This is a genomic window from Bacillus pseudomycoides DSM 12442 (assembly GCF_000161455.1).
Classification (GTDB): Bacteria; Bacillota; Bacilli; order Bacillales; family Bacillaceae_G; genus Bacillus_A; species Bacillus_A pseudomycoides.
In genome coordinates, this window is record NZ_CM000745.1 from 3,995,068 (window position 1) to 4,010,056 (window position 14,989).

The following is a 14,989-nucleotide window of genomic DNA, read 5'->3' on the forward strand; positions in this document are numbered from 1 at the left end:
TGGGCCAAGAAATCAAGACAAACTAACCGTCTATTCTTTATATTTTACAAAACCAATAATACAATGACAACTTATCGAAATCGTCACCTTTGTCAATTCTACATTTATTATATTCTCATCGTCAAGTAGCGATTTGTCACATTATCGCCAATATATACGAGCTAATCGGAACCATTTGAAGTTCACTTCCTTGAAATGAAGAAATCGGATGTACTTTCGCTTTTGCACTGTCTGCTAATACGTACCACATTTCGTGTTTCGGCAGTGAAATCGTTTCTAATTGCACACCATTATGAAACAACACCACAATTTCCTTCCAAGGACCGAACTTTCCTATATTTTGCAAATGATAAGCAACAACAGTAGGAGATGTTTGTAAAAATGTCATATGCTCCTTTATAAGATTCGCTGACTGTAAGCGAAACGCTCTATGTGCCTTACGAATCGCAATCAAGCCTTGTATATAAGCAATTGTTTCTATTTCTTTCTCTTTTTGATCCCAATCGAGTTGATTAATTTCGTCAAGCGCATTATAACTATTTTCATTTCCTTTCTTAGAACGATAAAACTCTTGTCCTGCATGTAAAAATGGAATTCCTTGTGAGAGTAATGTCATCGCTGTCGCTAAACGATGACGCCTTTTTTGCACTTCTTCCGTTTCCTGATTGCTACGCACGAGTTTATCCCACATCGTCATATTGTCATGACATTCCACATAGTTAATACTTTGAATGGGTTCTAAAAATAACCCGTCTCCTTTTTCATTTACAAGACTTCCTGATAACACATATTGCAAATGCGCGGGGTCTACACTTCCTCCAAATGCAAAACCACGTTTACTTACATCAAACGTGCTACCTTTTATCCCATCACGAAATTGATCGTTGAACTGCGCGATCTGTGGCATTTTGTTTGCATTGTTAAGCGTTGCCTTCTCTTCTGCCGGAAGCGGTGTTTGTAAATCCCAGCCTTCCCCTAATAACAGTGCATCCTTTTTTCTTTTCCTTATTTCCTTTTCTAATTCATTCATCGTTTCTACATCTAAAATTCCCATTAAATCAAATCGAAAACCATCCACGTTATATTCAGTAAGCCAATATAAAACAGAATCAATAATAAATTTCCGCATCATTTTTCGCTCTGATGCTAGATCATTCCCAACTCCAGTTCCATTTGATGGCATGCCATTTTCATCATGTCTGAAATAGTATCCTGGTACAAGCTTTTCAAAAGATGACGTTTCTCTTTCATATACATGGTTGTATACAACATCCAAAATAACGCGGAGTCCATGCTCATGAAACTTTTCAATAAGTTGTTTACATTCCTTGATTCGGTTATAAGGGTCGGTAGGATCACTTGCATACACTCCCGTTGGAACATTGTAATATAATGGATTATAGCCCCAGTTATACGTTACAAAAGGGGTCGTTTCATCTACTCCAGCAAAGTGATGAAGAGGTAAAAGCTCAACATGTGTAACTCCTAATCCTTTTATATAAGAAAAGGCCGTCTCTGTCCCAAGTCTCCCCTTCGTATTCTCTTCTGTTAATCCAGTATATGTCCCCTTTTTTTCCACACCACTATTTGGATGCATAGTGGCATCACGAATATGCAATTCATAAAGGATTGCATCCGTAAAAGATTCAAGTTTAGGTAATGAAGTTTGTTCTTTTACATATGTCTTCGCAAGATCAATTACAATTCCATACTTACCATTCACCGATACCGATTTTGCATATGGATCTACAGCTTCATTCCATATTAAATTAATACAAACGAGAAATGTATACCTTGCTAATTCAAAGTCTCCTTGTAAAATACGAGACCAAACACCATTCTCTTCTCTTTGCATCTCATAATCCGTATACTCTTTATCATTTTTATAAATTCTTACTTTCGCAAGTCTTGCAGTTGGTGCCCACATTTTAAAAATTGTTTTTTCCTTTCTATAACAAGCCCCTAAATCGCTACCATCATAATAATATTTTTCATCAAATACAGCCGTTCGAATAACCGCTCCAATTTGTAAATCTGTTTCTTCATTCCGCTCATCCCGCACTGTATAATACTTCCCCACATCAAGTGGATATTCTATATAACATTCATACTTTGTTACATCTGCAAGGGAAATAATTTGAGCAACCTTAAGCTCCCATACATGATTTCCTTCCTGCATAAAAAATGTCCGGCTTGTTCCATACGTATGCGGGAGCAAAATTGTAATTTTATTCATTTCATCTAAATAGGCTTCAAATGGACGCTTTACTTTCAGCATAAAAAATCACCATCATTCTCGAAATTAAAATGAAACTATATGAATACAATTTGAAAAACCGACATAAAACCCAATCTTTAGGTGGGAGAGAATAACTGGCCATTCATAAAAGCGGTCAGAACCTCTTCCAGCCCCGTGCAACGTTAAAACAAAGAGAGAAAACAAGTAGCGATCACTTTTTGCTTTACATAACAGGGGATTTTATGTTGAAAAATCAAAATGGTTTTATATATCTGTAAGAAATAGGTATTCCCTAAAGATAAAGTGAAACTTCCATCAGTGGGGGTTTTCTTCATCTTCCACCCATCTCCCTTGTTTCTCTCTGAATATTGAGGTGGGGGGGCTTACTGCCCGAAAATAACAGGATAAATGGGATGTTACACAAACTTACTATTTTCTATAGTATATTCACATTCATAAGAAACGTTTTCACACTTTAAGATTCTGTAACTTTATTTCATAAACTGACTTATACTTTGGAGTTTGATGGACGTGAGACTCATACAATGTAATCGTATCAGCCTGAAACACTATCGCATCTAATTGCTTCAGATCTTTAAGATTAAATGTTTCTTCTCCCATCCACTTACGAGCAACAGTAATATGCGGATGATAGGGACGTGTTTCAAGCGAAAAACCGTTTCTTTCACAAATAGCATGCACCTGTTTTTGCATATCAAATAACGCTTGATTTTCTTTTAATCCAGCCCAAAATATACGTGGGCTCTCTACTAGGCCAAATATAGAAAAATTTTGCAGCGTGAGATCTAATTCCGTTTTATTTGTAAGGAGTTGTAATCCTTTCTCTATTCCTTGCAATTGTTCCTGCGTCGCACTCCCTAAAAAAGCAAGTGTAATATGATAGTCTTCCTTATATACCCATGAGCGAAACGGCAACTTGTCCTTCATTTCTTCTTTGTAATTTTCAAGTATTTCTTTTATATGATCCGGCAGGGTAACTGCTAAAAAATAATGTGGTACCATTTGTATCTTCTCCTTTCTTGTTATTGTTGCTTTTCTTTTGTATCTCATTCAATTGGATAAAAAGAATCCGCTCCCTAAGATAGAGAGCGGTCATATATCACAGTAAAATCAACCTATTTCGCTAATTCATAAATTGCCTGTGCATAAATTGCTGTTGCTTTTAGTAAATCTTCTATTTCAATATACTCATCTTTTTGATGAGCAAGTTCTTCTTTTCCAGGGAAAAGCGGACCGAATGCTACACCAGCTTTTAATGAACGAGCATATGTACCGCCACCAATTGCTAATAGCTCCGCTTTCTCTCCTGTTTGTTCTTCATACACACGTTGTAATGTACGAATTAAAACATGATCTTTATCAACGTGATGCGGACGTGAGTTAGAATAATCAGCTACTTGGAAGCCTTTGTTGCCGACATAGTCTTTTAATTTCTGCACTGTCTCTTCAAAATTCGTTGTTACTGGATAGCGCACATTTAAACCTAAGTTTCCGCCTTCTTCTTTCGTATAAGAAAGACGACCTACATTGACTGTTAACGGTCCGCTAATTTCATCTTTATAAGCGATTCCTGCTTTTTCTCCAAGCGTATCATTCGTAAATGTTTCTGTAACAAATGCCGCAAATGAGGCTCCTTTACCGTCAAGAGCAATCGTTGTTAAAAAGTTCGCTAATAAGAGTCCTGCATTTTCACCTTTTTCAGGAGTAGAACCGTGAGCTGAAACTCCTTCTAATTGTAGTGTCACGGTATTTCCTGCTACATTTGCTTTACCTGTCTTCTTCACAGTTTGTAAGTATTGTTCATAAGCATTTCTGAGTTCCTCTGCTTTTTCAGTCGTAATCACTGCTTCCGCAAAATCAGGAACCATATTTAAACGGCGACCTGAAGCAAATGAAACAAGCTCATATTCCCCGCCTTCTGTTTCGCTATTCTTTTGCACAACTTGTATATCAGAAATCCCTTTTTCCGCATTAATAATAGGAAAATCTGCATCTGGTGCGAACCCCATCGTTGGCATTTCTTCATTTTTGAAATAATGATCGACACATTTCCAGTTGCTTTCTTCATCCGTTCCTAAAATCATGCGTACGCGTTTTGAAAGCGGCAATCCTAATTCTTTTACAATTTTCATTGCATAGTAAGCAGCCATTGTCGGCCCTTTATCATCAATTGCACCGCGTGCAAAAATCTTTCCGTCACGAATATCAGCGCTATATGCAGGTGTTGTCCATCCATCTCCTTCTGGCACAACATCAACGTGACAAAGAATACCCACCAATTCTTCTCCTTGTCCCATTTCAAGGTGTCCTGCATACCCTTCTAAATTTTTAGAAGTAAATCCTTCAACTTCTCCTCTATGTAACATGAAGGATAGTGCTTTCGCTACACCTTCTCCAAACGGTGCACCTTCTTTTGCTGTTTCTTCTTCCCATACACTTTTAATTTGCAGGAATTGCTGCGTGTCATGAATTAATTCATCTTTTCTTTTCTCAACTTCTTCTGTCCAATTAATTGCTGACATAACTCATTCACCTCTTCTATATTCTCTCTTTCATCATAGCAAACGAAAATCCGATATGCCAATAAGAGAAGATGAAATAACGAACGATTATAATATTTCAGATATTTCACATTAATTTTTCTTTTATTTTTCTAAAAAAATTTGCAGGAATTTGACGGTTTACGTAGAAATTTATGTGGTAGTTGATAGAAGAGACATAGAATGTCAACTACCAATATTTTTATATTTTATTATTTGTTAAACTTTTGTAAAATTTAACTAGGTTAAAGCATGAAATTTGTCAAGTGGAGTACAATGGAAGTAAGGACCTTCTTTCCTGAATGGGGTCAAAAAAACTAGTAGAGGAGTGGTTTTCTCTTGAAACCTACGACTACTCGTATGCTAACACGCATTAAATCAATTTATATGTACATCAATGAGAATGGTACGGTAACGACGAAAGACCTTGTAGATGAGTTCGGGATCACACCGCGAACGATACAACGTGATCTGAATGTGTTGCAATTTAATGAACTCGTGTATAGCCCTTGCCGCGGTAAGTGGACAACAACAGGAAAGAAAGTGAGAATGACCTCATAACGAAAACAATTGTATCTAAAATATAATACATACCCCTTTCTGATTTCACAGAAAGGGGTTCTTTCTATTTTTAGAATCGGTCTCAATCTTGACTCTCTGTTTGAACTTGATACGTTTTTAACATTTCCACTTCTTCATCTGTTAATTCACGGTATTGACCAAGTTCTAATTCTTCATCTAACACTAAAGGTCCCATCTCCGTTCTCTTTAAGTAGACAACCTTTTTCCCTACCGCTTCAAACATGCGCTTTACTTGATGGAATTTCCCTTCTGTAATGACAAGCTCGATTTCAGACACATCATCGCTTTTCAAAATTGTAAGTTCACCTGGCTTCGTTTCATAGCCATCATCTAAAATAACACCTTTTGCAAATTCTTCTACATCTTTTTCTGTTACAACTCCAGCTACGTGTGCATAATATTTTTTCGGAACGTGCTTTTTCGGAGATAATAACTGATGCGTAAGCTTCCCGTCATTTGTTAATAATAGGAAGCCTTCTGTATCAATATCAAGTCTTCCAACTGGAAACGGATCAAAGATTGCATCTTCTAATTCCAATAAATCAACAACTGTTTCATGATTATCATCTTCTGTTGCCGAAATGACCCCTTGTGGTTTATGCATCATTAAATATACAAATTCCTTATACTCAACAATCTCACCGTGAATCGTAACCTCTTGTTCTTCTACATTCACATGAAACTTCGCATCTTTTACTGAAATTCCATCAATTTTTACAACGCCATCCTTTAATAACTTCTTTACTTCTTTTCTACTTCCATATCCCATATTTGCTAATAATTTATCTAATCTCATTCTTTCACCTTCTTGTATTTATCATAGAAAAGGGGACGTGTATTACGCCCCTTTTGATTTCATCTTTATTTTCAGCTTACCGCCAAGCTTACGCTGAATCTTTTCTAAAGCTTCTCCGCCAAATACTCTTACAAGTACACCTGTGCGAATCGCTAACAATCCGTAAGTAAGGCCACCAATACCTGCACAAACCGCAACTGTAATCAGTGCACCAAATCGGCCCTCGGGCGAAATCACAAAGGATAAAATTCCTTGTGATAGTTTTACGACAATGACCATCACAATTGTTAATATTGCAATTTGGAATGTTCGTTTATATACAACACCGAATGAATAGTGTGCATGTTTTCGAATTTGTTTATTCGTATACCAAATGGAAGCTAGGAATCCAATACCTGTTGCTAAAACAGCTCCAACTGTACCGAAGTAACGAATTAAAATCACATTACATAAAAACTTCAAAATAACGCCCATGCCAAGCGCAATAATCGCATGCTTCTGCTGATTAATCCCTTGTAATATCGCTGCAGTCACTGTAAATAACGCGAATAATAACGCAACTGGCGCATACCACATCAATACTTGTCCACCTAATGGATCCTTTTCATAAAACGCTGTATAAATCGGATACGCAAGTGTCGAAATACCAACTACCGCTGGTAATGTCAAGAACATATTTGCCTGGAATGTTTGTGTAATTTGTAGTTTTAAATAGCGAAATTGTTTTTCTGTAAATGATTTTGTAATTGCTGGAACAAGAGTTAAACTAAACGCCGTCGCAAGTGACACAGGAATCATAATTAATTTATGCGTCCACATCGTAAAAATGCCGAGTGCTCGCTCTGCAATATCGCCTTGTCCAATCGCTTGCATAATAGAGTTGAATGTTAATGTATCAATTTGTTGATATAAAGGAATTGTTAATCCAATAACAACATAAGGAATTGCATATGCAAATAATTCTTTAAATAATTGAGCTGTACTTACTGTTGATTCTGGTACAGTTTGTTCAATTAAATATTGATCGAGATGCTTTTTGCGTTTTAACCAGTACCATATTAACACACCAAGCGCTCCCACAGCTGAAACAAACGCTGCGAAAGTTGCCACTCCAACTGCTGCTGCTACTGATCCACCTATTACTTTAATGACAATAAAACTACCCGCTAATAAAAAGGCAATGCGAATAATTTGTTCAATAATTTGCGATACCGTAGTCGGTCCCATCGATTGATGACCTTGGAAATAACCACGAATTAAACTTGCTGCTGGTACAACAATAAGCGCAAAACTTACGAGGCGAATAATCATCGTAACATCTTCTATACTATTGCGTACACTTTGTTTACCAAGCATTGCCTCAGCAAATAATGGCGCAGACATGTAAAGAACTAAGAAGGAAAGGATTCCTGTTGCAATCATCATAACCATTCCCGAGCGGAACATTCTCCGGCTCGTCTTATAATCTCCAAGCGCATTATATTTAGAAACAAACTTTGAAACAGCAAGCGGCACTCCCGCCGTTGCAATACTTAAAAAGATCGTATATGGAATATATCCATACGTATAGAGCGTTCCGCCTTCTGTGCCAACTAAGGCATGAAATGGAAAGACATAAATCATGCCTAGAAACTTAACTAAAAAAGTTCCTAACGTCACAATAAGCGTTCCGCGCAGAAATTTTGAATCGGACATAGATGATCCTCCTACATATATAACGCTGAACTCTAACCTTTGTATTGTACCACAATTCTTCAGCGAAACAGTATATCACTGAATTTTTCTTTTCTATGAAAACATGCTATTCTTTTAGGCAGGAAATGTAGAAAATGAGGTCGATATACTATGCATTATGATGTGATTGTCATCGGAGGAGGCCCTTCAGGATTAATGGCCGCAATCGGTGCTGCTGAAGAAGGCGCACGAGTCTTGCTTCTTGATAAAGGAAATAAACTAGGACGTAAGCTTGCGATTTCTGGCGGTGGGCGTTGCAACGTAACAAACCGCTTACCGCTTGATGAAATTGTGAAACATATACCAGGAAACGGTCGCTTTTTATACAGTGCTTTTTCCATCTTTAATAATGAAGATATTATTACATTCTTCGAAAAGCTTGGTGTAAAGCTAAAAGAAGAGGATCATGGGCGCATGTTCCCTGTATCAAATAAAGCGCAATCTGTTGTCGATGCTTTATTAACACGATTAAAAGAACTAGGCGTTAAAATGCGTACGAACACACCAGTTGAAACGGTAGAATATGAAAACGGACAAACAAAAGCCGTTATTCTCAAAACAGGTGAAGTTTTGGAAACAAATCATGTTGTAATTGCTGTTGGCGGAAAATCTGTCCCTCACACTGGTTCAACTGGGGATGGCTACGCTTGGGCTGAAAAAGCGGGACATACAATTACAGAACTTTTCCCAACGGAAGTTCCAATTACTTCAAACGAACCATTTATTCGTGACCGTACATTGCAAGGCCTTGCTTTACGCGATGTAAACTTAAGCGTATTAAATCCAAAAGGAAAAGCTGTCATTTCTCATAAAATGGACATGCTCTTTACCCACTTTGGTATTTCTGGCCCAGCCGCTCTTCGCTGTAGCCAATTCGTTGTAAAAACGATGAAAAAATTTAAAATGCGCACAGTAGAAATGAGCATCGATGCACTGCCAGAAGAAAATAGCGAACAGCTCTTCCAACGCATGATGAAACAAATGAAAGAAGAACCCAAAAAAGGAATCAAAAATGTGTTAAAAGGATATGTTCCTGAACGTTATTTCCTATTCTTATTAGAAAGAAATGGAATTGACGGTAGCGAACAAGCTGGGCAAGTTTCACACGAAAAAATCCGTGCACTTGTGAAAGACTTCAAAGAGTTTAAAGTAACAGTAAATGGCACACAGCCACTTGAAAAAGCATTCGTTACAGGCGGCGGCGTTTCTGTTAAAGAAATTCATCCGAAAGAAATGGCTTCTAAATTAATGAATGGTCTATACTTCTGCGGAGAAGTTCTTGATATTCATGGCTATACAGGCGGCTACAATATCACTTCCGCTCTTGTCACAGGGCGAATCGCCGGAACAACTGCAGGACAAAACGCAAAAGTGCAGTACTAAAAAAGAAACACGGGTGGATTCTTTCCCCTCCTGTTTCTTTTTTGTTGCCTTATATAGCTTAGTAGCTTTATATTTTATATTGTTGAATATTATAAAGGGGAAAACATATGCGAAAAAAAGTCATGATATCTTTAATGTTAATGACGTTTCTTTCCGCTGTGGAAGGAACGATTGTTAGTACGGCAATCCCTCGTATAACGAGTGATTTATCTGGCGTTGAACTTGTTAGTTGGGTGTATGCAATTTATATGCTCGCAACTGCTGTCTCGACTCCAATTTACGGAAAACTAGCAGATTTATTCGGACGTAAAAAAGTACTGCTCATCGGCGCAGCCATCTTTTTAATCGGTTCTGCATTATGCGGAGTCGTGACATCGATGGAACAATTAATCGTCTTTCGCGCTCTTCAAGGTATAGGTGCCGGCGCTGTTATGCCAATTACAATGACGATTATCGGAGACTTATATAGTGAAGCGAAAGATCGCGCAAAAGCACAAGGCTGGATGAGTGCTGTTTGGGGCGTTTCTGGTGTTGTTGGGCCGCTAGTAGGTGGATTTTTAGTCGATTCTCTTTCTTGGCGCTACATCTTCTTCTTAAATGTTCCATTTGGAATTCTTGCTTGTGCGATGATTGCAATTTCTTATAAGGAGTCAATCAAACCAGCAAAACACCATATCGATTATCCTGGTGCAATTATCTTCTCATTAAGTACAATTGCGTTACTATATGCACTCTTAACAGGAAGCAGCAAGCAAAACTGGGGCGACATTACAATTATCGGCCTCTTAATCTTTGCAGCTGTTTCATTCATTATTTTCTTATTCTTTGAGAAAAAATCTCCGGAGCCATTAATTCCGTTAGCACTTTTCTCTAACCGTACATTATCAACTGTAAACGTCCTAACACTTATTGCTGGCGCCATGATTATTAGTATTACAATGTACCTTCCAATTTGGAGCCAAGGGGTATTAGGCAAAAATGCTACAGAAGCTGGACTTATTCTGATGCCAATTCCTGTTATGTGGACATTTGGTGCGATTCTTTCTGGGAATTTAGTTGGTAAGTTACAAACGAAACAAATCATTTTACTTGGAGCTAGCATTTTATCAGTCGCTACCTTTTTATTATTCATATTATCAACTCATTCACCAGCATTTCTAATTTATGTTGCAGTCGGACTATTCGGCTTAGGAATGGGACTTATTACACCAATTTATATGGTAACCATCCAAGCAGCTGTCCCTGCACATACACGCGGAACAGCAATTGGTTTAAACACATTTGTTAATACATTTAGCCAAACATTAGGTGCCGCTATCTTCGGAACAATCTTTAATACGATGATTCATGCACAAGGCATGCAAAATGTTGATCTTGTCTCAGGTGGACATGGCGGTACAACAAATGTAGTAACAAAATCACAAGAAGTATTAGCTTCGAGCGTACACATCATTTATATGAGTACATTTGCACTCGCACTACTTACACTATTTATCGGGTGGCTTCTATTAAAGCCAGCTACGCAAACAACTGAACAGTAAAAAAGAGGATGATCGTTCATAGCGATCATCCTCTTTCTATATATCGGCGCTTCGACAATATGTGACAACACTTACTCTTCATGTTCCACCACATATTTGAGCATAGACAATTTATTATTCCAAAACTGTTCATAATAGGAAAGCCACTGCTGTAATTCGGCCAACGACTCAGGCTGCAACCGATATATCTTTTCTCTCCCAACTTTTCTTCCGCTTACTAATTTCGCTTCTGAAAGAATGTGAAGATGTTTCGCTACAGCTGTACGACTCATTGGAAAATGATCTGTTATTTTAGAAATCGGCAATTCTTTTTCAGTTAATAACCGGAGTACTTCGCGGCGTGTTGGATCAGCAATTGCTTGAAAGACATCGTATTTCGCTGCTGATGAGGACACTTATCCTTCAACAACCTTTTTCAGTTTTTCATTTACAATTGCTACCCAGCCACCTGCCATTCTATCGCGAATAACAGAACTTTTCTCGTTTGCTTTCGGAAGAATTGTATCAGCCTGCTTCCATCCACCATGAATAAGAGTAAACTCCGTTTTATCTCCTAAATCTTTCAAAATAAATGAGACGACCCAACCATCTGTATCCCATGAAAAAGATAAACGATGAGGCTCATCAATTTCTAACACTTTACACGGAGATGGTCCAAAAGGTGATTGCACATGAAACTCATGCCCTACCTTAGGTTCAAAGTCATTTGGCATAAACCAAGATGCAATCCCTTCTGAAGTCGATACTGCATTCCATACTTTTTGAATAGGCGCTTCAAAAATAACTGTTTGTTTAATATCTTGTAATGTATTTTGCTGATCCATACTATTTCTCCTTTATATAGGCCGTTACAATGTAACACCTTTTGGTTTCGTTTTATAATATAACACCTTTTGGTTTCGCGTCAATAGATCTCCATTTGCCTGTTGAGAAATTCTCAACATTTTTTCAACAGGACAAACACCAGTGCAACATTTCGTCATAATATACTCACAAAAGCAAACACATCTCAATCCTTAGCCTCCCTCCTTCCCTTGGGATTTATTTAGAAAACACATTGATATAAACGAGATATGTATACGCAATGTAATTTGAGCAGGTGGCGATTTTCAAAAACAATAAACTGACTACCTACTCACTCTTTTTCTTTAAAAATTTTTAACAATAAAAGGAGATGAAAGATATGTATTACTGCATTCATTGCTCTGAAATTCATCATGAAAGAGGTTTGACTGATCGAGTCTTCAAAAATGGTTTTTATATTGATCCATTCCTAGGTGAACGCTACCATCTCGGTATGTGTAAAGATGCTACCACTGGTGAAAAAGTTCTATCTACAAAAGAAAACCTGGCACCACAATCCATTATGAATGCTTTACCAACCCATATAATTTCTACTTAAAAACATAAAAAAGAGCTGGTTCCCCAGCTCTTTTTTATGTTTTATAGATAACCATCGCCGAAAAACAATAAATTTGATTTTCATCGTCATTAATGGATACACCAACTTGATATTTAATATCTACAAGCTGTTCGTCATTCAGCTTCTTTAGAAACACATTTACGGAGTCTTCCAAGTCCTTTTCATGACTTTCATCAAACACCTTAACACGAATCATGTTAACACCATCCTAGATCACAGCTCTCCGCCGCTCGATTATTGCCACGGTGCGTATCTATGATGCGATAAAACTTACCATCTTCATATACATATCCGTCTTCTAACACATATTGCTTATCTTCAGTATAGACATAAAACTTACCTATCATAAATTTACTTGTATATAATTCTAAATAATTCGATTTAAATCTTGCTACTACCTTATTCGTAATATCAATTTTAATTGTGCGTCCCACCATCTCTCCCTCCTTTAAAAAGAACGGATTTAGGTATATTGTATTAACGATTTTGTATTTTATGATTAAAAAAGAGTGGATATGCCTTGTATTTTTCTGTGAGAGTTCCTCAGAATATCATCCCTTTTCACTTGCAGTTCTTTCAAAAAAATGTTGTGATTTTTCAACTAAAAACAAGATTTAAAAAACGAACTAAAATCATTGACACAGGTAGATAACATATGGTAATATAATAAATTTGATATTTTTATCCACATGTGTTATCATTACATATAGTTACCACATATGGAGGTGGATGATTTGTTTCAAATTGGTGATAAAATTGTTTACCCTATGCACGGAGCAGGAATAATCGAAGCGATTGAGGATAAAGAAGTGTTAGGAAAAATACGTCAGTATTGTGTAATACACATGGTTATTAGCGATATGCAAGTGATGATTCCTATGGATAAAGTAGAAAATTCAGGCATACGTTATGTTGTTGACAAAAATACATTAAACGATGTATTAGTTGACATTCATAATGGTGAAGCTGACCACTCACTCTCATGGAAACAAAGATATACCATGAACATGGAGAAAATGAAAAACGGGAATCTTCTAGACGGCGCTGAAGTTGTTCGCGATTTAATTCGCCGCAATAAAGAAAGAGCATTAAATGCGAGTGAAAAACAGATGCTAGACAACGCGCGCAGAATTTTAATTAGTGAAGTTGCACTTGTGCAAAATGTTTCAGAAAATCAAGCAACTTATATCCTACAAGATACCATCAATCATTAATCTAAAAATATATATTCAAATTGAAAATAGCTGACCGCTATTTTTTTTTGCATAAATACAAATTGAAAAACTGACATACAACCTTTCTTTTTTGGTGAGAGAATGCATCCGGAGCCATGCATAGAAGCGGTCAGACCCTCTTCCTGCCCCATGCCAAGTAAAAACAAAAGGAGAAAACAAGTAACGGTCACCTTGTACTCTTCCCTTCAAACCAATACAAATAGCAACATGACTCCAGTACAAGAACTAGAATCATGCTGCTTTATTTTTCGATTGTTTTAAGAAACAGTGTAATTGTTCCCTCTATTTGTTATTTAACATCACTAACAACTTTTCTTGACTATACATCCACACTGTAATAATTAAACAAGCAATCGCTACTTCTGAAAGTGCCATAAATCCAATTGCATAATGACCAGTTAGTTGGAATAGTAACGTTAAAATTAACGGTGGGAAAAAGCCCCCTAAGCCGCCTAAAGCTGCAACAAGTCCGTTTACAACCCCTGCTTGCTCAGAAAAGTACATCGGTACAAGTTTGAAGATTGTTCCATTTCCAATTCCAGCGCAAAATGCGACTAGTAAGCAACCAAATGTATACACGTTCATACTTGGCATAAACGATAAAATAATACCAGATAGTGTTAAACCGATGAATACAAAGATTAAAATTTTAAATGGATTAAATTTATCACCAAGCCACCCACCAATTGGGCGCATAACTGTTGCTAAGACGATAAATCCAGCTGTTCGCATACCTGCATCTACTTTTTCTAATCCAAAGTGAGATACTAAGAAGTTTGGTAAGTATACTGTAAATGCAACAAACGATCCAAAAGTTAAGAAATAGAAAATACATAAGAACCAAAGTTTTTCATTTTTGTATACACCTTTTAACTGTTCCATTAATGGTGTATTCACTTTTCGCTCATTACGATCACCTAGTAAAAAGTTTAGAAGTGCGAAAATAGCAAGTAAGATTAAAAAGGATTGCACAGTTGCTCTCCAGCCAAATGAAGTCGCGATCACAGGTGCTAAGAAAGATGTAACTGCTGTTCCTGCATTACCTACACCGTAAATACCATTTACAAAACCGTGACGCTCTTTCGGATAATATTTCGGCAGAGACGTTACACCTACAGAGAATACAGCTCCGCCAATCCCTGCAAATAAACCGCCGATAATTAAATCCATCATAGAATTCGCAATACTAATATAAAAGACAGGGAATAATAACATAATAAAGCTTATAAAGAATAATTTTCTCGCTCCGTAACGATTAGTCCAATAACCAATTGGTATTCGAAGCACCGACCCTAAAATAACAGGTACTGCTGTGACAAGGGAAATTTGTCCTGCTGTTAACGCAATGTCTACTTTAATAAATGGCATTAGTGAAGATAAAATCACCCACACCATAAAACCAATAATAAGATTAGAAGTTTGTAAACCTAACTGAAAATTCGGACTTTTCATCCTTTTCGCCTCCTATTTTGTTCATTTTTTCACAATGTATATT

Annotated in this window: 15 protein-coding genes; 5 read left to right on the top strand and 10 right to left on the bottom strand. The window is 37.0% G+C overall.

Going from position 1 to position 14,989, the window contains the following annotated elements; translation table 11 throughout:
• Positions 1-136: 136 nt before the first annotated feature.
• The 3 genes from pulA to pepV all read right to left on the bottom strand — a co-directional run bounded on the left by pulA (position 137) and on the right by pepV (position 4,782).
• Entirely contained in the window at positions 137-2,278 is a 2,142-nt protein-coding gene (gene pulA / locus BPMYX0001_RS20300) for a type I pullulanase (protein WP_006096240.1), read from the bottom strand.
• 429 nt (positions 2,279-2,707) lie between these two features.
• Positions 2,708-3,262: an RNA 2',3'-cyclic phosphodiesterase gene (thpR, locus tag BPMYX0001_RS20305; protein WP_018782813.1), complete on the bottom strand. Its 555-nt coding sequence runs from the start codon at positions 3,260-3,262 to the stop codon at positions 2,708-2,710.
• A gap of 113 nt (positions 3,263-3,375) precedes the next feature.
• Positions 3,376-4,782 (bottom strand): dipeptidase PepV, encoded by a 1,407-nt coding sequence (pepV, locus tag BPMYX0001_RS20310; protein ID WP_006096242.1) that lies wholly within the window; start codon positions 4,780-4,782, stop codon positions 3,376-3,378.
• Positions 4,783-5,139: 357 nt separating this feature from the next.
• Between pepV and BPMYX0001_RS20315 the strand changes: the two genes are divergently transcribed.
• The gene (locus tag BPMYX0001_RS20315) at positions 5,140-5,361 is read left to right on the top strand and encodes a DeoR family transcriptional regulator (RefSeq protein ID WP_000805512.1); all 222 of its coding nucleotides are present in this window, start codon (positions 5,140-5,142) and stop codon (positions 5,359-5,361) included.
• A gap of 82 nt (positions 5,362-5,443) precedes the next feature.
• Here BPMYX0001_RS20315 and BPMYX0001_RS20320 read toward each other — a convergent pair whose 3' ends face one another.
• Together BPMYX0001_RS20320 and BPMYX0001_RS20325 are read right to left on the bottom strand one after the other, a co-directional pair.
• Positions 5,444-6,178: a pseudouridine synthase gene (locus tag BPMYX0001_RS20320; RefSeq protein WP_003201223.1), complete on the bottom strand. Its 735-nt coding sequence runs from the start codon at positions 6,176-6,178 to the stop codon at positions 5,444-5,446.
• 42 nt (positions 6,179-6,220) lie between these two features.
• On the bottom strand, positions 6,221-7,873 hold the full coding sequence (locus tag BPMYX0001_RS20325) for a putative polysaccharide biosynthesis protein (RefSeq protein WP_006096243.1): 1,653 nt from the start codon (positions 7,871-7,873) through the stop codon (positions 6,221-6,223).
• Positions 7,874-8,023: 150 nt separating this feature from the next.
• On the opposite strand from BPMYX0001_RS20325, the gene BPMYX0001_RS20330 reads away from it, so the two are divergent.
• Together BPMYX0001_RS20330 and BPMYX0001_RS20335 are read left to right on the top strand one after the other, a co-directional pair.
• On the top strand, positions 8,024-9,295 hold the full coding sequence (locus BPMYX0001_RS20330) for a BaiN/RdsA family NAD(P)/FAD-dependent oxidoreductase (protein ID WP_006096244.1): 1,272 nt from the start codon (positions 8,024-8,026) through the stop codon (positions 9,293-9,295).
• A gap of 107 nt (positions 9,296-9,402) precedes the next feature.
• Entirely contained in the window at positions 9,403-10,836 is a 1,434-nt protein-coding gene (locus BPMYX0001_RS20335; protein ID WP_018782815.1) for an MDR family MFS transporter, read from the top strand.
• 71 nt (positions 10,837-10,907) lie between these two features.
• Here BPMYX0001_RS20335 and BPMYX0001_RS20340 read toward each other — a convergent pair whose 3' ends face one another.
• The gene (locus tag BPMYX0001_RS20340) at positions 10,908-11,231 is read right to left on the bottom strand and encodes an ArsR/SmtB family transcription factor (protein WP_006096245.1); all 324 of its coding nucleotides are present in this window, start codon (positions 11,229-11,231) and stop codon (positions 10,908-10,910) included.
• Positions 11,232-11,660, bottom strand: coding sequence for an SRPBCC family protein (locus BPMYX0001_RS20345; RefSeq protein ID WP_006096246.1), 429 nt, complete (start codon positions 11,658-11,660; stop codon positions 11,232-11,234).
• A gap of 359 nt (positions 11,661-12,019) precedes the next feature.
• Here BPMYX0001_RS20345 and BPMYX0001_RS20350 point away from each other — a divergent pair, with 359 nt between their 5' ends.
• On the top strand, positions 12,020-12,238 hold the full coding sequence (locus tag BPMYX0001_RS20350) for a DUF3973 domain-containing protein (RefSeq protein WP_018764542.1): 219 nt from the start codon (positions 12,020-12,022) through the stop codon (positions 12,236-12,238).
• 34 nt (positions 12,239-12,272) lie between these two features.
• Here BPMYX0001_RS20350 and BPMYX0001_RS20355 read toward each other — a convergent pair whose 3' ends face one another.
• Entirely contained in the window at positions 12,273-12,455 is a 183-nt protein-coding gene (locus tag BPMYX0001_RS20355; protein ID WP_003201211.1) for a sporulation protein Cse60, read from the bottom strand.
• A gap of 1 nt (position 12,456) precedes the next feature.
• Complete coding sequence (locus BPMYX0001_RS20360; protein WP_029427646.1) at positions 12,457-12,693, bottom strand: DUF2553 family protein; 237 nt, start codon at positions 12,691-12,693, stop codon at positions 12,457-12,459.
• 285 nt (positions 12,694-12,978) lie between these two features.
• Here BPMYX0001_RS20360 and BPMYX0001_RS20365 point away from each other — a divergent pair, with 285 nt between their 5' ends.
• Positions 12,979-13,473, top strand: a complete 495-nt coding sequence (locus BPMYX0001_RS20365) for a CarD family transcriptional regulator (protein WP_003201207.1) — start codon at positions 12,979-12,981, stop codon at positions 13,471-13,473.
• Positions 13,474-13,776: 303 nt separating this feature from the next.
• Here the strand turns inward: BPMYX0001_RS20365 and BPMYX0001_RS20375 are convergent, their stop codons facing one another.
• On the bottom strand, positions 13,777-14,946 hold the full coding sequence (locus BPMYX0001_RS20375; protein ID WP_006096249.1) for a nitrate/nitrite transporter: 1,170 nt from the start codon (positions 14,944-14,946) through the stop codon (positions 13,777-13,779).
• Positions 14,947-14,989 lie beyond the last annotated feature (43 nt).

Excerpts from the sequence above, each read along its gene's own strand:
- BPMYX0001_RS20350 (WP_018764542.1), top strand. The coding sequence starts at position 12,020 with ATGTATTACTGCATTCATTGCTCTGAAATTCATCATGAAAGAGGTTTG.
- BPMYX0001_RS20355 (WP_003201211.1), bottom strand. The coding sequence starts at position 12,455 with ATGATTCGTGTTAAGGTGTTTGATGAAAGTCATGAAAAGGACTTGGAA.
- BPMYX0001_RS20330 (WP_006096244.1), top strand. The coding sequence starts at position 8,024 with ATGCATTATGATGTGATTGTCATCGGAGGAGGCCCTTCAGGATTAATG.
- BPMYX0001_RS20320 (WP_003201223.1), bottom strand. The coding sequence starts at position 6,178 with ATGAGATTAGATAAATTATTAGCAAATATGGGATATGGAAGTAGAAAA.
- pepV (WP_006096242.1), bottom strand. The coding sequence starts at position 4,782 with ATGTCAGCAATTAATTGGACAGAAGAAGTTGAGAAAAGAAAAGATGAA.
- BPMYX0001_RS20365 (WP_003201207.1), top strand. The coding sequence starts at position 12,979 with ATGGAGGTGGATGATTTGTTTCAAATTGGTGATAAAATTGTTTACCCT.
- pulA (WP_006096240.1), bottom strand. The coding sequence starts at position 2,278 with ATGCTGAAAGTAAAGCGTCCATTTGAAGCCTATTTAGATGAAATGAAT.
- BPMYX0001_RS20335 (WP_018782815.1), top strand. The coding sequence starts at position 9,403 with ATGCGAAAAAAAGTCATGATATCTTTAATGTTAATGACGTTTCTTTCC.
- BPMYX0001_RS20325 (WP_006096243.1), bottom strand. The coding sequence starts at position 7,873 with ATGTCCGATTCAAAATTTCTGCGCGGAACGCTTATTGTGACGTTAGGA.
- BPMYX0001_RS20345 (WP_006096246.1), bottom strand. The coding sequence starts at position 11,660 with ATGGATCAGCAAAATACATTACAAGATATTAAACAAACAGTTATTTTT.
- thpR (WP_018782813.1), bottom strand. The coding sequence starts at position 3,262 with ATGGTACCACATTATTTTTTAGCAGTTACCCTGCCGGATCATATAAAA.
- BPMYX0001_RS20375 (WP_006096249.1), bottom strand. The coding sequence starts at position 14,946 with ATGAAAAGTCCGAATTTTCAGTTAGGTTTACAAACTTCTAATCTTATT.